The organism is Reyranella soli (assembly GCF_007992495.1).
GTDB classification, from domain to species: Bacteria; Pseudomonadota; Alphaproteobacteria; order Reyranellales; family Reyranellaceae; genus Reyranella; species Reyranella soli.
In genome coordinates this window covers 24,388-44,386 of sequence record NZ_BKAJ01000118.1, presented here as the reverse complement: position 1 = coordinate 44,386, position 19,999 = coordinate 24,388, and the positions used below count along the sequence as shown (strand labels likewise).

The following is a 19,999-nucleotide window of genomic DNA, read 5'->3' as shown; positions in this document are numbered from 1 at the left end:
TGAGCTTCAGGCGCACAATCTCCGTCAGCGCCTTGTCGTGTCTCGGCGCCGTCACGCGACCATCGTAGAAGGCCGTCCAAGCGACGTTACTCCGGGTCACTGTTGATCCTGGCTGTTTTCTTCGAAGGTTACACCCTTGAGAAGCCCCGACTTCTTGATCCGTGCGTCGTCTTTCGCCGTCCATGCAAAACCTTCATCAACTCGGCCAGGCTGAGGTTCGGAGGCACAAAGTTCTCGGTGGGCCTTGCGGATTGTGCACGATGCCGGTGGTCACCGGCGCCGCGGAAGGGCAATGAAAGAAGCGGCCCTCGACGGCACATTCGCTAGCACTGGCCTGACGTACTGCAGCTTTGGTCATGCCTGATTGAGGTAAAAATCATTGTCTTGCAGGGTCACCATCTGGTGGCCGGTCCTTGACTGTTCAGCAGAGGCGGCGAAGACGAGGCCTGCCAGGGCGTCCTCGACCTTCTTGATCGGAGGAGAGGACCGTCCGACGCAGGCATTGAAAAAGCTCATCACACTGGAAACGTCACCGCCGCCGTGGCCGCTGAGCTTGCGCCCTTTTGTGGACCATACAATCGGTTCGCGGTCAGGGTCTGTATAGGCAATCGTAAAGCTGCCGTCTTCGAAGACGCCATCGAGCCGTGCTGCGTCGCCAATGAGTGTGATCCGCCTTTCGCTTCGCCTGGGTCCTTGCATCGCAAGGTAGTAAGTTCCTCGCGTGCCACTCTCCAATTCGAACGATACTACCTGATTATCGACAATCGGATCGTCTAATCGGAAAACGCAGCGATCGAGCCCATAGGCACTGGGATTTGCGCGCTCGGCCGCGGTTCGATTCTCGTGAAGGCCGGTATCGACATAGGGACACATGGATCTTACGTCACATTGAGAGCAGAACGGGGAGGGGGCTGGCCTGTGGAATGTACTTGAGCCCCCAAGGCTTCCGACAATGCGAGGTCGGGAATCGAGTAGCCAGCACACCAGATCGAGGTCGTGGCATGATTTATGAACGATCAAGCTGCCTGATTGACCGGCATCGGCATGCCATCGCCTGAGGAAACTGGCCCCGTGGGCGACGCTGAGTTGCTCACTAAGGCTGATCACCCGAATTGGTCCCAATCGTTTTTGGCGAACAACGTTGCGGATCGCTTGGTAGAATGGGGCCCAGCGAAGCACGAAGCCAAGTTGAAGAATGCGGCCACTGGCCAACCATGCGGCAGCAATCGCCTCTCCGTCAGCAATAGTGGTGGCGATGGGTTTTTCCAGAAAGACATGCTTGTTTGCGCGAAAAGCCTGTTCCGTGACGAGACGATGAAGATGATCCGGCAGCATGATGAACACGACGTCGACCGCTGGGTCTTCAAGTGCGTCCATGAAATTGCTGCTGGTTTGAGCTTTCGGAAGGCTGACGTCCGCTAAGAGCTCTGCCAGCCGGTCAGTTGACGTATCGATAAGCCAAGCAATTTCAACTCCAGCAAAGCCGGCAACAATTCGGGCAAGGGCGCGACCACGATTGCCGAGGCCCACAAGCGCGCATCGAAGCGGCTGATCAAGTGGCGACCATTGTAGGGCCTTACTTGGCGCGATTGCACGCAGGACGCTCCTGGAATCTGGATGCGGTGGAATCCGCTCCACCGAATAAGTGCGGCCATTGGTAGTTGGGTCACTTCCGTCGCAGCTTGAGAAGTAAACGACATTCATCCAGAAGGAATACTGGCCGTCGCCAAAAGCTCGGATGGTCTCATGAACCGCATGGGAAGGCCCAAGCTCGGTGCCGTCCTCTAGCAAACGGAGGGATGATCGGTCTGGATGATCATTGTTGTCAGTCTCGTCCCACAGCTCCTGTGGCAGTTTTGCCACCCACGCCAGGCTCCCATCGTGGCGGAAGGGTCGAGCCAAATTCCATTTGCGTTTGCCGATAGCCGCTGTTTTTGCGTCTGACATCTGCGCACCTTCAAACAACACATCCGGAGAACGCCCGCACTACATGACTGAGCACATGTCTGTCAGGGAGGAAAGCGATCGCCAGCACTGGTTCGCTGCCCTGGGCCCTTTGCAATCGTCAGGAGCAGATGCCGTTTCTGCTCATCCGTCGAACGTTACTAACCCACCTCCTGCCCAGAACAAACGGCCCATCGATTCCGCTAATAGGGTTCGGCCAAACGGACGGCTCATCCACGCGTCCGTTGGCCAGGAGGTACCTTCGGACTACAGGAACCGGAACCGCTACGCCTCCAGAACTGCCGAAAGAGCGGGAAGAGCCATCGTCAAGGTCGCTGATCGCCAAGCCGCAGGAACTCGCGTTCAGGGAGACTGCGCGAGATCGCTGGTCGATGCGGGCATCCGAGGCCAGAGGCGACCATGCCGCCGAGCTCTTGGCCCACCTCAGGAAGGCTGAGCTAGCATCGGCCGCTGAGCGGCTGTTCAACGATACTGGCTGGCTGCCGGCGCGGCTGCGCCTCGTGGAGGGTTCATCCTGATCCGATCTGTTGGGGCTTGAGATTTCAACATTCCCTACGGACGGCGAGGACGCGCAATCTCAGCCAGCCGCTGAGTAGACGATCCGGCGAGTCGATCGCACGGGGCTGCTTTTCTGACGCCTCCCCCGAAGGCCCGACTAGCGTGTCGGCCTTCGTCGTTTGGGGCGCCCAAAGTGAGAGGAAGAGGAGGGCCGGGACGGGTTTGAGTCGGTTGGGGCCTAGAGAGCGCTCCGCGGCTCGACCCGTTCCCGCTCTCCGAGGTCCCCTCCATGACGGTCGCTTCCCTTTCGGCAGCCGCGGATGCGCCGCTGCTCGCCCTTACTTGTCCCAGAGGCGACGTGCCTCATGGCCTCGTCGACGCCGCGCGCATGCTTCTTCGTCATCTCGAACGTGGCCAGCGAATCGACGCGATCGCGCTGCGCGCAGCCATGGAGCGGGCTTTCAGTGGTTCCGATGCCGCCGGTGCCTGGGACTGGAAGGTAGCGTACGACGCCTGTGAGGCCGCGACTGTCTTGTTCCTCCGCAAATTCGGCCCAGCCTTCTGCGCCCAAGCGGCGTCTCCTGCAGGCGCGCTGCAGATGCTTGCCAAGGTCGCTGCTCTTCTGCCCACCCATACACGTCGATCCCAGGAGAGCCAGGCTCTGCAGCAGTTCTCGACGCCCATCGAGCTTGCCTTCGTTGCCGCCGCGGCGGCAGCGCTCGGACCGGCGGATATCGTGCTCGAGCCCTCTGCAGGGACCGGGCTGCTCGCCATCTTCGGGGAGCTCGCAGGCAGCAGGTTTATCTTGAATGAGCTGGCCGACGCTCGCGCCAGGCTGCTGGACAAGCTCTTTACGGGTGTATCAACCACCCGGCACGACGCGGCTCACATCCACGACCACCTCGATGGGGTGCTGCGGCCGAGCGTCGTGCTCATGAACCCGCCGTTCTCGGTCGCAGTACATGTGGACGGCGCCGTTGCGGACGCGGCCCTACGCCACGTGGCGTCTGCACTCGCTCGCCTAGGCGACGGCGGACGGCTGGTCGCGATCACGGGCGCCAGCCTCTCTCCGGATCATCCGTCGTGGCGTGACGCCTTCGTCCGCCTCCAGGAATGCGGGCGCGTCGTCTTCTCGGCGGCGATCCACGGGCGTGTCTATGCCCGGCACGGAACGGCGGTCGCCACCCGCCTGACGGTCATCGATCGGGCGCCGGCAGCCGACCCAGGGTCGTTTCCAGCTTCCCCGGGCATGGCGCCTGACGCGGCCATGCTGCTCTCCTGGGTCCTGCAGCTCCTTCCACCGCGCTTGCCCGTAGATGGGATCAGCTTCGTCCGGGAGCCTGCGCGTGCCGTTCCTGTCGGCGCCAAGCCCGCATCTGCGCCACATCCCACCTCGAGCGCGGCGACGGCCCTCGAACCCAGCGGCACCGAGCTGGCCTATGAGATTGTCGGCTCGAAGCCGGCCGAGGACGGCCTGCTGACCGAGGCGCTGTACGAGTCATACGGCATGCCGTCGGTTCGTATCGAAGGTGCGTGCCCACATCCCACGCCGCTTGTGCAGTCCTCGGCAATGGCTTCTGTGGCGCCGCCCAAGCCGACTTATCGGCCACGCCTGCTGCCCAACGTCGTCACTGCTGGGCTGCTGTCCGATGCCCAGCTGGAGAGCGTCATCTATGCCGGCGAGGCCCATAGCGGCCATCTGGCTGGATCGTGGCAGGTCGATGAGACCTTCGATGTTGTCTCGGCCGCACCCGATGGCGCCGAGAATGCGGTGCGCTTCCGGCGGGGTTGGATGCTGGGTGACGGTACCGGCGCCGGCAAGGGCCGCCAGGTGGCGGGCATTCTTCTCGACAACTGGTTGCAGGGCCGCCGGCGCGCCGTATGGGTGTCGAAGTCCGACAAGCTGATCGAGGATGCCCAGCGCGACTGGTCGGCCTTAGGCATGGAGCGCTTGCTGATCACGCCGCTTGCCCGTTTCCGTCAGGGCACCCCGATCCGCCTGGAGCAGGGCATCCTTTTCGCCACCTACGCCACTCTACGGACCGACGCGCGCGAGGAAAGGGTTTCGCGGGTCCAGCAGATCGTCGATTGGCTGGGATCGGACTTCGACGGAGTGATCGTGTTCGACGAGAGCCATGCCATGGCCAACGCGGCCGGCGGCAAGAGCGAGCGCGGCGACCAGGCGCCTTCCCAGCAAGGCCGTGCCGGTTTGCGCCTGCAGCACGCGCTTCCCAATGCGCGGATTGTCTACGTCTCGGCGACGGGTGCAACGACTGTGCACAATCTCGCTTATGCGCAGCGGCTGGGCCTCTGGGGCGGCGAGGACTTTCCCTTCGCCACCCGCGCCGAGTTCGTGCAGGCCATCGAGGCCGGTGGCGTTGCCGCGATGGAGGTGCTGGCCCGCGATCTCAAGGCACTCGGCCTCTACGCCGCCCGGTCACTATCCTACGATGGTGTCGAGTACGAACTGGTCGAGCACACGCTCACGACCGAGCAGATTCGCATCTACGATGCCTATGCCGGCGCCTTCCAAATCCATTCATAGTAACCTCGACGCTGCCCTGCAGGCCGCCAACGTCACCGGCGAACGTGGCACGCTCAATGCGCAAGCCAAGTCGGCAGCCCGCTCGGCCTTCGAATCCGCCAAGCAGCGATTCTTCTCGCACCTGATCACCTCGATGAAGACGCCGACGCTGATTGCGGCGATCGGGCGAGATCTTGAGGAGGGTCATGCCAGCCGTCGTCCAGATCGTCTCGACGGGCGAGGCGCTGATGGAGCGACGGCTTGCCGACATCCCGACCGAGGAGGGGTGACGTCCAGATCGACATCACGCCGCGCGAGTACGGGCTCGACTATCTGGCGCACAGCTTCCCGACGCAGCTCTTCGAGCCCTTCACCGATGGCGACGGCAACCTGTCCTCGAGGCCGGTTTATCGCGATGGCCAGCCCGTGCAGTGCCGCGTCGCCGTGGAGCGCCGCGACCGCCTGATCGAGCGACTGGCCTCGCTTGCCCCTGTTCAGGGTGCCCTCGACCAGATCGTGCACCGTTTCGGCACCGACATGGTGGCCGAGGTGACGGGCCGTTCACGGCGGATCGTGCGCAAGGCTGACAGGCTCTGAGTCGAGAACCGTCCTGGCTCAGCCAATCTCGCGGAGGCGCAGGCCTTCATGGACGACGACAAGCGCATCCTGGTGTTCTCCGATGCCGGCGGCACCGGGCGCTCCTACCACGCCGACCTTTTAGCCCGGAACCAACGCCTGCGTGTTCACTATCTGCTGGAGGCGGGTTGGAAGGCCGATACGGCCATCCAGGGCCTGGGGCGCAGCAACCGGACCAATCAGGCGCAGCCGCCCTTGTTCCGGCCGATTGCTACCGATGTGAAGGCCGAGAAGCGCTTCCTGTCGACCATCGCCCGCCGGTTCGACACGCTGGGCGCCATCACCAAGGGCCAGCGCCAGACCGGTGGTCAGGGCCTGTTCCGAAACGACAATCTCGAATCGCCCTATGGCCGAGCCGCCTTGCGCCAGCTCTACCTGTTGCTGTTTGCCGGCAAGGTCGAAGGCTGTTCGCTGGAGGCTTTCCAGGCGGCCACCGGCCTACGTCTGACCGATCAGGATGGCAGCTTGCGCGAGGAACTGCCGCCGATCACGACGTTCCTCAATCGGCTGCTGGCCCTCACCATCGACTTGCAGAACATGCTGTTCGGCGCATTCGAGGAGTTGCTCCAGGCCAAGATCGAGGGCGCGCGCGCCTCAGGCACCTACGATGTCGGGGTTGAGACGCTGATCGCCGAGAGCCTGGCGGTGATCGATCGGCGTGCGGTCTATGTCCATCCCCAGACCGGTGCCGAGACTCAGGTCTTCACCGTCCGCCGGCGCGAGCGCAATCGGCCGTTCAGCCTCTCGGAGGCATTGGACCGCGCGGACGACCCGCGGGCCGCTTTCCTGGTGAACACGCAGTCCGGCCGCGCAGCCGTCCAGGTCCCGGCGCCGAGCGTCATGCTGGACGATGGTGAGGTCGAACGTCGTGTCCGCCTGTTGCGACCGATGGAACGGACAGCGCTGTCCGTGGCTGCGTTGGCGCACACCCACTGGGAAAGGGCCGAGCGTGCCGCCTTCGCCGAGGCCTGGGAGCGGGAACTCACCGAGATACCTCCCTTCACGGACAGCGATCTCCACATCGTCACCGGACTGCTGTTGCCGATCTGGAAGCGGTTGCCCAACGAATCCATGCGGGTCTACCGCCTGCAGACCGATCCGGGCGAACGCGTCATCGGTCGGCTGGTTTCGCCGGCCTGGGTCGCCCAGGCGGTCGGTGCCGAAGGCGTGGGCATCGCACCCGCTGATGCCTGGTCGGCCGTTCTCGACGGTCGCACGATCCTCGAATTGCAGGATGGGCTGAGCCTGCGCCGCGCCAAGGTGATGGGCGTGTTCCGGGTCGAGCTTTGCGGCTTCACCGAGGGCATGGTCGACCGCCTCAAGGCGATGGGGCTGATCTCCGAGATCATCACCTGGAAGCTGCGCCCGTTCGTTCCGACCAGCGCCAACGGGTCGGGGATCCTTGCAGAGTTGATGGAGCGCTACCCGGTTGTCCGGGTCGCCGACCGGGCGGCGTAGGGAGACCGCCATGCCCTCACACGCCGCAGACCTGGCCCGCCGTCTCGCGCGCAATGCCGAGGCGGTGTGCCGTCACTATCTTTCCAATGGCCATCGGGAGGGTCGCTACTGGCTGGTCGGCGATGTCGCCAATTCGAGAGGCCGCAGCCTGTTTGTCCGCCTGAGCGGCCCGGACCATGGCAAAGGTGCTGCCGGCAAGTGGACAGATGCCGCCACCGGGGAGCATGGCGACCTTTTGGACCTGATTGCACTCAGCCGCGGGCTCGACCGGCTGCGCGACACGCTCGACGAGGCACGCGCGTTTCTTGCCCTGCCTCCCGGACCAGTCCAACGGCACGACCGATTCCCGGCGCCGCGTGGCTCGCCGGAGTCCGCGCGCCGTCTCTACGCCATGTCCAAACCCATCGCGGGCACGTTTGCGGAATCCTATCTGCGCGGGCGCGGCATCCTCACCACGTCTGTCGGTGACCCGTTGCGCTTCCATCCGCGCTGCTACTACCGTGCGGACGAGGAGAGCCCGACCGAGACCTGGCCAGCCCTGATCGCCGCGGTCACCGATCTCGGCGGGAAGATCACCGGAGTGCATCGCACCTGGCTCGACTCGTCGGGCCAGGACAAGGCACCCATCGCTTCGCCGCGACGGGCCATGGGCCATCTCTTGGGGCATGGCGTCCGCTTTGCCGTGGTCGACGAAGTGATGGCCGCGGGCGAAGGCGTCGAGACCATGCTGTCGCTGCGTACGATCCTGCCGGCATTGCCGATGGTCGCTGCCCTCTCTGCCAACCACTTGGCAGCCCTGTTCTTCCCACCGACATTGCGCCGTCTATACGTCGCACGAGACCGCGACCCGGCGGGCGATGCCGCCATGGCCAGTCTGCACCATCGGGCAACGGCTGCCGGGATCGAGACGTTTGGCCTGTCGCCCAGCTTGGACGATTTTAACGAGGATCTAAGCCGGCTAGACATCGAAGACTTCCGGGCGTCTGTGCGCCGGCAACTCGTCCCGCAGGACGTTGTGCGCTTCATGACCTCGGACATGACCGTGACGGGATGACGAGGCCACGGCCAATCGCTTCGCGGTCGGTCGCCTAGATGCCCTTCGGATCGGAATAGGCCTCGCCCCGGCCTTCTATAGGGCGATCGGACGGCAGTCAGCCCGGCCCCGCAACGGCTGGCCTGCGGCTTTCTTCCCCTGCCGGCTGCGCCGGCATTCCTCGCGAGACAAGAAAGCCTCGGCCCGCCGTCCTCCGCTGCGCTCCGGCCGCGCGCGGTGCAGGACCGGACTGCCCGCCGTCTGAGTGATCGCCACGAAGGCCGCGGTGGGCGCGGCCGATCCGAGAAAGGACATCACCATGGCGACCAACGACGATCCCGACTTCGAGCCCGTGCACGACGCATCCCCGACCGATCACGTCCTCACCGAGCTCCAACTCTTTGGCCACCGTCCCTTCGAGGACGAACCCGACGCCCGGCCGCTACCAGAAGCCCAAACCATCACTGGCGCCATCGTCGACATCTTCGACGTGCTCGTCTCGACACTCACGGACACGCGCCTCGAGCCCGACCTCGAGGACCTGCTGTGGTCGACCGTCAACCTTTCCATCGCAGCGTCGAACGTATCGAACGCGCGCTCGACGACAACGAGCGCACGCAGCATCGCAGCCAGCGCGAGCAAAATGGTTCGGAGGTCCGCTCAGTCGAGCTCGAGCGTCTGATCGCCCAGGGCCTGACGTTGATCGAACGTCGCAATGCCATGGAGCTTTTCCGCGACCAGGCTGCCGATCGCTTCGAGGCCCACACTGGGTCCGCCTGGCGGCCGCGCACCGGTTCGATGGTCAATCACCGCGCTCTTACCGCTGCGATGGTCGACAGCCGTGAGTTCCTGGCCGCACGGCGGCGGGCCGAGACCGAACTGCTGGTACCCGCCGGACCGAAGATCGCCTTCACTGGTGGTGCCGACTTCAATGACCATCAGCTGATCTGGAGCACCCTCGACAAGGTCCGCGCCAAGCATCCCGACATGGTCCTGATCCATGGTGGATCGCCGACAGGCGCCGAGCGCATCGCTGCCCGCTGGGCCGATACCCGCAAGGTGACGCATATCCCGTTCAAGCCCGACTGGACGCGCCACGCCAAGGCGGCACCGTTCAAGCGCAACGACCAGATCCTGGAGATCCTGCCGATCGGCGTCATCGTCTTCCCGGGCTCGGGCATCCAGGAGAACCTCGCCGACAAGGCCAGGAAGCTCGGCATTCCCGTCTGGCGCTTCGGTGCGGGCGGCGCGTGAGCACCGCCTTTTGGCCAACTTTGCCTTCGATTATCACCTGGCGCGCCGAGGTGGTGGTGGAACGCGCAGGTCCTCAACCTGTGTCTGGAGATCCACCATGGCCATCGGTATCGTTCTCAGCGTTTTCGGCCTCGGCTTCTTCTGCTGGCTGCTGTTCACGCTGGCCGTTTATGCACTTCCCTTCTTCGCTGGACTGAGCGCAGGCTTGGCTGCCTTTCACAGTGGCTCCGGCTTCATCGGCGCACTGGTCGTCGGTTTCCTTGTCGGCGTCACGATCTTGGTGCTCGGACAGATTGTCCTGACCGCCGTTCGCGCACCGTTGATCCGCCTCATCATTGGGCTGGTCTATGCCGTGCCCGCGGCCGTCGCCGGCTATCAGCTATGCTTTGCGCTCGCCGGCATCGGCGTGCCTGCCGCAAGTTGGCAGCATGCCTTTGCGGCCGTTGGCGCTCTTGTTGTTGGCGTGACTGCTCTTGCGCGCATGGCGGTTGTCACCCCGCCATCAGCCTCGCATGATCCCCTGCAGGGTACGGCTCACGCAGCTGTCGACTTGCGATCACACGACGGGCGAGGATAGTGGTCTAAACGATCTTCATCGTCGAACAAGTTGCGCACGATGGGCGCCGTTAAGCGCGGATCGTCGAGCTTGAGGGGCGGGTAGGCCAGCCGCCCGACATGGTTGCCCGGAGCCATCTACCCATCATCGCACGCGTGGCCACGTGCTCGACGAAGACGAGGCGTGGTTCAAGGTGGCGATGAAGTTGGAGCCCAAAGATGGCCGTCTCTACGTCCGCAATCTGGGTGACGATGACGTCGTGTCGCGTTTGAGCCCTTCGGCGCCGAGCACCTCAAGTCCCGTTGACCGCGACTAGCCGCGCCGCGGTGCTCACCGGCGCTCACCGCATGCGGCTGGCGATGTGCGAATTGGTTCTCGACGACATGGCGCGCCACATTAGGTGCGGCCATTGCGCCCGAGTGCCTGCGGTTGCTCGACCTTGCGCAGTGCGGAGCGGCACGAGCGGCATCAGGACCGGCTCGACCATGTCCATTCTTGGTCAAGGCGTGAGCAGTTGCTTGTTCCGTCATCACCCGGTCAGGTGATGTGCGCGTTGTGACGTCGACCTAAAGTGGTCTTCTCAACTCAAAATGGTTGGGCGCCGACAACTTTCTTGGTCGATCCCACAGCCGTTGGCACCGAGCGCATCGCCTGTAGTGAGGGAACCAGATGACACTGTCAGAAGCGTCGCTTTTGGGGTTCACGGCATTCAGCGGCTTGCGCCTGGTGTCGTACCTTCCCCAGATCTATAAAGTGGTACGCGACCGCAACGGCGCATCAGCCATCTCGTATGCGACGTGGGCGCTTTGGACCGGTTGCCACCTTTCCACCGGGCTCTACGCCATCATCAACCTCAGTGATCTTCTGCTGGGCGCAGCCAGCGTCCTGTATGCATTGTGCTGTCTGGCGGTGATCGCGCTCACGGCGGCCAAACGGCGCCGCGTTCCCGTCGTGCTTGCAAGTGTGGACATGGAGGCCGGTGCCGCGTCATCGCCAATTCGCTTGGACCACGTTGGACGAGAGCGTGCCTATGCTGTCAGACATGGAAGCAATCCCTGAGTTTTGCCAAAGCGTTCACTTGGTTTCGGGTTTGCCCGCATTGACCAATCCGATGGACGCAATCATGCGCGCCAGGTCTGTCTGTCGGTTCAGGCCACTCTTGCCGAACACGGCCTGCAGTTGCGTCTTGATCGTGTTGAGCGAGAGGCTGAGCGCGCTGGCTGTTTCGGGGATGCTGAGGCCCGAGGCGATCGCAAGGGCGACTCTGGCTTCGGCAGGTGTCAGGCCGTATGCATCCATCAGTACGCTGGCAGGTACGCCGGATTTGTTGGTGGCGTCGATGATAAACAACAGGACGGCAGCGCCTTTCAGGTTGGCGTCGGCGAACCTGTCCACGTCCTGCGCGCGCACGGAGGAGGCAAGAATCGTGAGCGGACTGCCACGGTCGACGTGCGGTACGGCGATCGTTGCTGTCGGCGTGCCGCGCAGGGCCGATTGAACGATCTCGTCCAGACGGCGCGAGTGCGACGGCGAGATGTGGGCCACTTTCGAATGGCGGAGTCGCAGTGGTCCATGCTCGCCGCCGAGAAGTCGAGCCGCTCTGTTCGCGAAGAGGACCCGTGCTTTGCGGTCGAGCAGGATCACGCCGACCGCAAGGGACTCGAGCGTTTGCCACTCGGCGCGCTGCAATGCCTTGTAGGCGTCCATCCGAAGGCCGAGCCTCACCGACCGAAGCATATGGGGCCCCAGCTTCTCGAGAAGGCGAAGCTCCTGGTCACCGTAGGGACCTTGTCGCGGTCCGCGGTTCACGCTGAACCCCACTCCGAAGTCTGGCTTCTGAGCCAGGCCGATCATGGCGCTGTGACCCAAACCCTGGGGGCGCATGACCTCATCGAAGAACGCCGTCCGTTGCAGGTTCGACAGCGGCAGGATTGTATCCGAAGGCACCACGACCCCGACCGGACTGTGAGTGGACATGTGAACGGTCCAGGGATTGACCATATGCCGCTCTTTGAGAATGCGAATGCACTCTTCGCTCGTATTGGTGTGGTGCTCGAAGAAGATCGTGCGGTCCCGGATCGATTGGCACAACAGAACGCCCGCGGCGCTGTTGGTCAACTTGGCGATCTCCTCAAGAACCGGCACCCATAGGTGGTCATCTGCGGCAGCGTCATAGATGAGGTCCAAAAGCTCATGCGGGGGCTCTTCGATGCGAGACAAGGCCAGGCGCTCCTGTTTTCTTGGACTAGAGTTCTCGGATGAGACCGCCGCCATCTCGTCGAGGTCATCTGCATCGAGCTTTCGGTTCCGCAGCCCGCAGAAAGCCCGAAGAGGCGCGTTGCTGAGAGCCGCGCCCGGCCTCTCGCTGCAACTCGGCCAAATCGGGTGGGGGGTGCGCGCCGCGCAGTTGCGTCAATCGGTAGATGTTGACCGGCAGCAGCAGCGCATGAAGCAGCAGCACCGGTGCAAGATGTCCGAGATAGCCGTAGGCTATGAACGCCACGTTGCTTGCGATCGCAACCCAACGCAGGGCGTTCATCGAGCCCATGCAGAACGTCGCAAGCACAAGGCCAGCGGCGCCAAAGCCTATTCCGTCGATGACCGACAGGTTGCTCATCGGGTTGCCTTCCTGCTGGGGCAGAAATCTGCGAGGTGCCTGGGCCTATCTCTCGCATCGTCGCAGTTGACGGATGTTCTAGCGATCATTGCGCGCCTGATCTTGGACTCCCGCGACAATGAGGTAGGACTGGGACGGCCATCTGATGGGCCTTTCGTCGATGTGGCATTGCGCACATTCGAACGAACAGCCGACCATTATAGAATGCAGGCTTTGCTACGAGCAGATGACGCATACTGAGTTGGAGTCTGCCATGAGCGCTTCGAGTGGTATCGCTGCACCTGACGACGACTGCGCTGTCGTTCGGTTCTCGACTGACGATTATGCGCCGCGCGAACGCCTTGAGGTTTTGCACGAGGTCTTCGGTCGAAACCTACAGAAGGTGCAGGTCGAGCCGCTCGTAGAAAACGACTTTCATACAGCTGTAACCTTCCGTCGAATGCCGGGTCTTGCGCTGTACGAGGCTTCCCGGTCGGCAGCGATCTATCGCCGCTCCCGCGAGTTCATCGAGCACGATGATGTTTTCCTGATCGCCGGGCTGACGCCCGGCTACGAGGTCCGTCATCTCGGCCGCACGCTCAACATGAAATGCGGCGAAGCGGTCGTCCTGACGGGGGCTGAGCCCGCTTCGTTCGGAGGCCCCGCTCAGAATTCAGTTAGCTTGCTGCGCGTGCCGGTGCGCCTGCTCTCGCCGCTCGTTTCCGGCCTCGACAATGCGTATGGTCGGCCGATACCGGCCGATAGTCCTGCTTTGCAGCTTCTGACACGCTACCTTGGCATTCTCCAGGAAGCAGGAACCTTTGCGGTGCCCGAACTTCGACGGCAGGCTGTTGTGCACATTCACGATCTGATCGCGCTCGCTATCGGAGCAACGCGGGACGCAACCGAATTTGCCAACGCCCGCGGCGGACGCGCGGCGCGGTTGCCCGTGATCAAGGAGGACATCGCGAGTCGGCTCGACCAAGCTAACCTGTCAGTGGGGACAATCGCCGCGCGCCATCGGATCAAAGCGCGGCAGATCCAGCGGTTATTTGAAAGTGAAGGCACGACCTTTACTGAGTATGTGCTGGCGCAGCGGCTTGCCCGCGCGCATCGGCTGCTGACGAGCCCCCTCCATGCCCGCCAGAAGATCAGCACCATAGCGCTCGACGCGGGGTTTAGGGACCTATCCCATTTCAATCGGGCGTTTCGCCGACGCTACGGCATGGTTCCCTCGGAGTTGCGTACTGGAGGTTAGCTATTTAGGAACGACGAACAGGTCGCACACCCATTGTTCAGGGCGCGGGGTGCTGGTCTGGAATGTACTTGCGCCGCTTAGATGAGCGTGCCGGTCAGCTTCGACTCCTCATACAATCAGACGGGTTTATCGAGGTGCTCCGGACCCTACGCCTGGTGGAGCGGCCTTTTCGACTGCTTCGACCAGGCTGCTCCGATCTCGGCACGCCCGACGACGGCCCGGTTGACGGCATTGTCGTTGGGCTTGTTGGCGTCTGACGGGATGCCGTCCTTTTCCTACGCCACAGCCTCTTTCTCTTCGCCTGGTGTACCGGCTCTCTTGTGCAGGACCTTTCACGTCAGGCGCGTCTTCTCCGAGGATGCTGTTCGGCGCGACCTCGGCCTCTCTTTGGCTGATCTGGCCAGAGGACGGCTGCGCCTCGATCGCCTGAGCCGCAACGGCGTCGCTGAGACTTTCTTCCCCTGGGCTTCGCCCATTCCTCGCGAGGCAAGAAAGTCTCAGCGCCGCTATCCTCCGCTCTGCTCCGGCCCGCGAGCGGGTGCGTCGTCGATCGCTTCCGGCCTGCAGAACGCCATCGAGGCCGCGATGGTCGCGGGTTCGAAACAACAAGGAGAAGTGACATGGCTAACATCGGTTCCTTCAAGAAGTCCGGCAACGAGTACCAGGGTGAGATCGTGACGCTCAGCGTCCAGGCCAAGGGCGTCCGCATGGTTCCCGAGGCCAATCGCTCCAACGACAACGCCCCCCGGCCACCGGGTCTTCGTCGGTCGCGCCGAGATCGGGGCGGCCTGGTCGAACCAGTCGAGCGAGGGCAGGGACTACCTCTTCCTCAAGCTCGACGACCCGAGCTTCACGGCGCCGATCTTCGCCAACCTGTTCGATGATCCGGATGGCGAGAGCTACACCCTGATCTGGTCTCGCAGCAGCAAGAAGAACGGCGAGTAAGCCGACGCCCCCAGAGCCCCGCCCGGGAACCGGGCGGGGTCTACTCTCGGGCCTCACCCTCTTGCCATCTGGTGGCAACCCTTGCTCTGACAAAGGCGGCTGAAGCTCGTCGCGCTCAGGCCCAGTGGCATGTCTGGCCGCTACCGGCGTCGTCGATGCGTTGTCGGCAAGCACTTCGACGAGCCGACCATCTATAAGGCAGCTTTCGAGCAGGTGGGGGGTTGGAAGAAGATGTAGGTGCCGGCCTTTACCCCGCGAGCAGACGCGGCACAGGAAAGTCGCCGGCCAGGATCTGCGCGCTCACCGCCTCGACCGTCTGGCGGCGGGACATCGCTGCGCGTCGCAGCATCCGGAAGGCCTCGGCCTCGCCGACCTGCGCCTGGTTCATGATCTGCAGCATGGCCGCTAGCAGTAGCCGCCGCGACCGCAGCCGTTCCTCGGCCGACGCCAGCTTGCGACGCATCGCCTGCAGCGTCGCGTACTGGTGCGTCGCGATGGCGAGCGATGCATAGATGCCAGTCGAGCGGATCGGCTTCATCAGATAGGCCGACGGCTGGCGCGCCAGCATGGCCTGCAGTCGGCTCGGCGTTTCCGAGCCGATCAGAGCCACCGCTGGCAGGCCGAGGTCGCGATGCGCCTCCTCGGACTCGAAGGCCTGCTCGCCGTCGGCGTCGAAGAACAGAATGTCGATGGAGTCGTGCGAGGGCGCCGCCGAATCGTGAACAGTAACTTTGAGCCCCAGCAACTCGAGCTGGGTCTGCAGCACCGTGCGGTCCCGGCCCGGCGGATGCTCGATGAGTGCGTGCAGGCCGCGGAACGAGCGCGAGTGCCGGCGATTCACTTGATCACCCGCAGGGTCTGGCCGGCGATCGCGGCGCGCTCGGGTCGGCGGCGTGCGCCGCGGGCCAGGTCGTCGAGGTCGAGCCAGGTCAGGTAAGGGTCGGGCTTCACGGGCGCCGGTGCCGTGTCGAGGATCTCGAAGCTGAAGCCTGAGCGCGACCGCGCGAGGCGCGGCGTGAGGTAACAGTGGTTGTTCTCTTCATCAACCCGGACCAGACCCTGCGGCGCCTGCAGCTCGTCGCGCCAGGCCGCTGCGCGCACGGCCTGGACGTCGGTCGAGCCGGCGCGGCGGATGGCGCGTGCCAGCAACAGGCCACACAGGTAGGAGGCCTCGGCGTCGACCGACGGCAGGTTGCTGCTGCCGAACATCTCGCGGTAGCGGCGTACGAAGCTGCGGTTTTCCGGCGTGTCGATGCTCGCGAAATAGACCGATGAGGTGATGTGGCCGACCGAGGCGCGCCCCCCGATGAGCCGCAGCTCGGGCTCGCACAGGCTGCAGCTTAGAATGGTCGGACGCGGCAGGCCCGGGCTGCGCGCCTGCTCGCGGGAGAGGGCGCGATGCAGGTCGCGATAGAAGCGATAGCTTGCCTCGCCCACCAGGGTGTTGAAGACGATGGGCGGCCGGCGCTCGATGATCTCGCGCACGATGTGATCGATCCCGCTGTCTGACAGCGCGACCAGGCGCTTGGCGATGATTTCACCGCCGGCCGCTGTCACGATTTCCTGCAGCACTCGGTTGGTTTCCCAAGTCCACAGATAGTTGGCGCCGACGCAATAGACGCTGGTGCCCAGGTTCTCGATCATGTGGCGGGCCAGCGGCACGACATGCTGGTTGGGCGCGGCGCCGACATAGATCACGTTGTCGCTGTTCTCGAAGCCTTCGTAGCGCGCCGAGTGCCACAGCAGGCGGTCGTAGCGCTCGATCAGCGGCAACACCTGCTTGCGCGATGCCGAGGTGTAGCAGCCGACGATGTGGCGCACGCCCTTGTCACGGATCAAGAGCTCGCAATGCTCCTGGTAGTTCTGCAGGTCGCCGCCCGGATCGAAAACCAGGGGCGCGAACTGGAAGTCGAACTCGGTGCTGGAGTTCACCTGCTCGACGGCGAGCGTGAGGCCGTTGAGCATCTCGCGACCGACCAGACCGTAAGGTCCTGTCAGCGAATAGAGCACGCCGAGATGGACGGTTTCGCGTCGACGCTTTGCCATGGTGCGTGTCACTCCGCGTCCGACGGTGGCAGCGCAAAGCAGCTTGCGTCAAGGCGCATTGCTCGCGGCGGCGAACGCGGTTGACAGCTATGGCAGTGGACGAGAGTATCACACACCGCACGCGCGCCGGACAACGGCGTCCACCATGGCGCGCGACGGTCGATGCGGATGGACACGCCATCCGAGACACAAAATTATCGAGGCTGAACAGCCTCGACGGCAATAAGGCCTGGAGGCTCCGCGAGGAGCCGACGGGCCTTTTTTCGTTTTGGCACGCGTTTTGTCTGGCGCCGCGGACGAGGCGCCACGGAGGCGATGGGCGATGACGGTGAGGCTTCCCAGCATCGAGCAGCTCAAGGACATCTCGCAGACGTTTGGCCTCGCGCTCGCCGACGACGACCTCCTGTCCTTCCGCGAGCTGATGCGCGGGCCGATTGCGTCCTGCGCGCGGCTCGACCGGCTGGTCGAGCCCAAGCTTCCTGTGAAATACCCGCGCGCACCGGGATACCGGCCGTCGTCGGAGGAGAACCCCTACAACGCCTGGTACTGGAAGACCGAGATCAAGGGCGCATCCTCGGGCCTGCTGGCGGGCAAGTCGGTCGCAATCAAGGACAATATCTGCGTCGCCGGGGTGCCGATGATGAACGGCTCGCAACTGCTCGAGGGCTACGTGCCCGAGATCGATGCGACGGTGGTGACGCGCATCCTCGAAGCCGGCGGCACGATCGCCGGCAAGGCGGCCTGCGAGGACCTGTGCTTTTCCGGCGCGAGCCACACCTCGGCCACCGGTCCCATCCTCAATCCGCACAACGTCAAGCACAGTACCGGAGGATCCTCCGGTGGCAGCGCGGCGGTCGTCGCCGCCGGCGACGTGCCGATGGCGCTGGGTGGCGACCAGGGCGGCTCGATCCGTACGCCGTCGAGCTGGTGTGGGATCTATGGGTTGAAGCCGACGTGGGGGCTGGTGCCGACGACAGGGTCGATGCCGATCTCCTATTCGGTCGATCATTGCGGCCCGATGTGCGCATCGACCGAGGACGTGGCGCGGCTGTTGACCGTGATCGCTGGCCATGACGGCCTCGACCCGCGCACCCAGCTCGCCCGCACCGACGACTATCTCGCTGCGCTGGGCAAGGGATTGTCCGGTCTGCGTGTCGGCGTGCTGAAGCAGGGTTTCGGCCATCCCGAGAGCGATCCCGAGGTCGACCGTATCGCCCGTGCCGCCATCGACTCGCTCGCGGCGACCGGCGCCACGGTCTCGGAGGTCTCGATCCCGATGCACTACGAGGGTCCGCACATCTGGAGCGGCATCATCCTCGAAGGCGCGGCGGAGATGATGCTGAAGGGCTATGGCGTGGGCAACAATGTCGCCGCCTACTATCCGCTGTCGATGCAGGAGGCGTTTGCGCGCGGCATGGCCTCGCGCCTCAACGATGCCTCGGAAACGGTCAAGCTGGTGCTGCTGCTGGGCGAATATCTCCATCGGCACTACCACAACCGCTACCACTCGAAGGCGCAGAACCTCAGGGTGCTGCTGCGCGATGCCTACGATCAGGCGCTGAAGGACGTCGACATGCTGGCGATGCCGACCATTCCCTTCACCGCCACGCCCATTCCCGAGCCCGACTGCGCACGCGAGGTCTATGTCGACCGCGCGCTCAACATGCAGGCCAACACCTGTCCCTTCGACGTGAGCGGCCATCCGGCCTTCACCATTCCATGTGGCAGGAAGGACGGCCTGCCGGTCGGCCTGATGCTGGTAGGGCGCCACTTCGAGGAAGCCCGGTTGATCCAGGCCGCGTCGGCCTTCGAAGCGAGGAAACGATGAGCAACGATCCCCATTATCTCGGCCTGGTCGACGTCGCCGAGCGCATCAAGGTAGGCGCGCTCTCGCCGGTCGCCCTGACCGAGGCCATGCTCCAGCGCATCGACAAGCTCGACGGTAGCCTGAGGAGCTACGCCACCGTCACTGCCGACGTCGCCCGCAGCCAGGCGCGCGAAGCCGAGGCCGAGATCAAACGCGGCGCCTGGCGGGGGCCGCTGCACGGCGTGCCGATCGCCGTGAAGGACCTCTGCTACACCAAGGGCATTCCCACTGCCGCCGGCATGCCCATCCACAAGAATTTTAAGCCCGATCGCGATTCGACGGTCGTCGTGCGCTTCGCCCAGGCCGGCGCCGTCCTGCTGGGTAAGCTGCAGCTCACCGAAGGCGCCTTTGCCGATCACCATCCTTCGATCCCGCCGCCGGTCAATCCGTGGAACAAGGATCACTGGTCCGGCGCGTCCTCGAGCGGATCGGGGGTGGCGACGGCCGCCGGCCTCTGCTTCGCCTCGCTGGGCTCCGATACCGGAGGCTCCATCCGTTTCCCGTCCGCCGCCAACGGCGTGACCGGCTTGAAGCCGACTTGGGGGCGGGTGAGCCGCTACGGCGTCTTCGCGCTCGCTGAATCGCTCGATCACATCGGCCCGATGACCCGCAGCGCCGCCGATGCCGCGGTCGTCCTGGGCGTGATCGCGGGCGCAGACCCCAACGATCCGACGGCCGTGCAGCACCCGGTTCCCAACTACCTCGCCGGTCTGCCGCGCGGTATCCGCGGCGTCAGGATCGCCGTCGACCGCGCCTTCAACACGACCGGCGTCGACAAGGACATGGTCAAGGTCGTCGACGACGCGATCGCCGTCTTGGGTGACCTCGGCGCCGATATCCGCGAAGCCAAGTTTCCCTCGCCGGATCGCATCGTGAGGGACTGGCTGCCGCTCTGCGCCGTCGAGACCGCCGTCGCCCACGAGGCGACTTTTCCCAAGCACGCCGACCAGTACGGGCCGGGTCTGCGCGGCCTCATCGAAATCGGGCGCGGCCTGTCGGGCCTCGACCTGACCAAGATCCTGATCGCACGCGCCGCTTTCCGCGGCGAGGTCGAGGCGTTCTTCCAGGATGTCGACCTGCTGGTGATCCCCGCCCAGTACGCTGCCGCGCCGACCACCGCCGCGATGGCGACCTTGGGCGAGGATCCCAAGGCGATAGAAATGCTGCTGCGCTTCACCTCGCCTTTCGACGTCACCGGCAGCCCGACCATCACCTTGCCCGGCGGCTTCACAGCCAAGGGCCTGCCGATCGCCTTCCAACTGGTATCGCGTCCCTTCGAGGAGGACCTACTCCTGCGCGGCGGTCACGCGTTCCAACTCGCCACGGACTGGCACAAGCGCCGCCCGCCGATCTGAAAAGGGAG

The 19,999-nt window shown here is 64.3% G+C and carries 12 protein-coding genes and 3 pseudogenes; 10 read left to right on the top strand and 5 right to left on the bottom strand.

Annotated features, from left to right (window positions below; translation table 11 throughout):
• Positions 1-354: 354 nt before the first annotated feature.
• Positions 355-1,947, bottom strand: a complete 1,593-nt coding sequence (locus RSO01_RS31085) for a Gfo/Idh/MocA family protein (RefSeq protein WP_147154445.1) — start codon at positions 1,945-1,947, stop codon at positions 355-357.
• 805 nt (positions 1,948-2,752) lie between these two features.
• Between RSO01_RS31085 and RSO01_RS31080 the strand changes: the two are divergent.
• The 6 genes and pseudogenes from RSO01_RS31080 to RSO01_RS31060 all read left to right on the top strand — a co-directional run bounded on the left by RSO01_RS31080 (position 2,753) and on the right by RSO01_RS31060 (position 10,983).
• Positions 2,753-7,081, top strand: a pseudogene (locus RSO01_RS31080) (strawberry notch-like NTP hydrolase domain-containing protein).
• A gap of 10 nt (positions 7,082-7,091) precedes the next feature.
• A complete protein-coding gene (locus RSO01_RS31075) occupies positions 7,092-8,135 on the top strand; it encodes a DUF7146 domain-containing protein (protein ID WP_147154444.1) in 1,044 nt (347 codons plus the stop codon).
• A gap of 298 nt (positions 8,136-8,433) precedes the next feature.
• Positions 8,434-9,368, top strand: a pseudogene (locus RSO01_RS31070) (DUF2493 domain-containing protein).
• Positions 9,369-9,465: 97 nt separating this feature from the next.
• Positions 9,466-9,945, top strand: coding sequence for a hypothetical protein (locus RSO01_RS31065; RefSeq protein WP_147154443.1), 480 nt, complete (start codon positions 9,466-9,468; stop codon positions 9,943-9,945).
• A gap of 142 nt (positions 9,946-10,087) precedes the next feature.
• Positions 10,088-10,240 carry a hypothetical protein gene (locus RSO01_RS47700; RefSeq protein WP_170303498.1) on the top strand — a complete coding sequence of 51 codons (153 nt, stop codon included), beginning with the start codon at positions 10,088-10,090 and terminating at the stop codon, positions 10,238-10,240.
• Between the two features lie 353 nt (positions 10,241-10,593).
• Complete coding sequence (locus tag RSO01_RS31060) at positions 10,594-10,983, top strand: PQ-loop repeat-containing protein (protein ID WP_147154442.1); 390 nt, start codon at positions 10,594-10,596, stop codon at positions 10,981-10,983.
• Positions 10,984-10,998: 15 nt separating this feature from the next.
• On the opposite strand, the gene RSO01_RS31055 is transcribed toward RSO01_RS31060, so the two are convergent.
• Positions 10,999-12,144: a helix-turn-helix transcriptional regulator gene (locus RSO01_RS31055; protein WP_170303497.1), complete on the bottom strand. Its 1,146-nt coding sequence runs from the start codon at positions 12,142-12,144 to the stop codon at positions 10,999-11,001.
• A gap of 64 nt (positions 12,145-12,208) precedes the next feature.
• Positions 12,209-12,541, bottom strand: a complete 333-nt coding sequence (locus tag RSO01_RS48335) for a hypothetical protein (RefSeq protein WP_174825968.1) — start codon at positions 12,539-12,541, stop codon at positions 12,209-12,211.
• A gap of 253 nt (positions 12,542-12,794) precedes the next feature.
• On the opposite strand from RSO01_RS48335, the gene RSO01_RS31045 reads away from it, so the two are divergent.
• Positions 12,795-13,778: an AraC family transcriptional regulator gene (locus tag RSO01_RS31045; protein ID WP_170303496.1), complete on the top strand. Its 984-nt coding sequence runs from the start codon at positions 12,795-12,797 to the stop codon at positions 13,776-13,778.
• Positions 13,779-14,398: 620 nt separating this feature from the next.
• Positions 14,399-14,723, top strand: a pseudogene (locus tag RSO01_RS31035) (DUF736 domain-containing protein).
• A 247-nt stretch (positions 14,724-14,970) separates the two neighbouring features.
• Here RSO01_RS31035 and RSO01_RS31030 read toward each other — a convergent pair.
• Together RSO01_RS31030 and RSO01_RS31025 are read right to left on the bottom strand one after the other, a co-directional pair.
• Positions 14,971-15,564 (bottom strand): ANTAR domain-containing response regulator, encoded by a 594-nt coding sequence (locus tag RSO01_RS31030; RefSeq protein ID WP_147154439.1) that lies wholly within the window; start codon positions 15,562-15,564, stop codon positions 14,971-14,973.
• The gene (locus tag RSO01_RS31025; protein WP_147154438.1) at positions 15,561-16,769 is read right to left on the bottom strand and encodes a transporter substrate-binding domain-containing protein; all 1,209 of its coding nucleotides are present in this window, start codon (positions 16,767-16,769) and stop codon (positions 15,561-15,563) included. The genes RSO01_RS31030 and RSO01_RS31025 overlap by 4 nt, the downstream gene beginning before the upstream one ends.
• A 322-nt stretch (positions 16,770-17,091) precedes the next feature.
• On the opposite strand from RSO01_RS31025, the gene RSO01_RS31020 reads away from it, so the two are divergent.
• Both RSO01_RS31020 and RSO01_RS31015 read left to right on the top strand, forming a co-directional pair.
• Positions 17,092-18,597: an amidase gene (locus tag RSO01_RS31020; protein ID WP_147154437.1), complete on the top strand. Its 1,506-nt coding sequence runs from the start codon at positions 17,092-17,094 to the stop codon at positions 18,595-18,597.
• Positions 18,594-19,991 (top strand): amidase, encoded by a 1,398-nt coding sequence (locus tag RSO01_RS31015; protein ID WP_147154436.1) that lies wholly within the window; start codon positions 18,594-18,596, stop codon positions 19,989-19,991. The genes RSO01_RS31020 and RSO01_RS31015 overlap by 4 nt, the downstream gene beginning before the upstream one ends.
• The last annotated feature ends 8 nt before the right edge of the window (positions 19,992-19,999 follow it).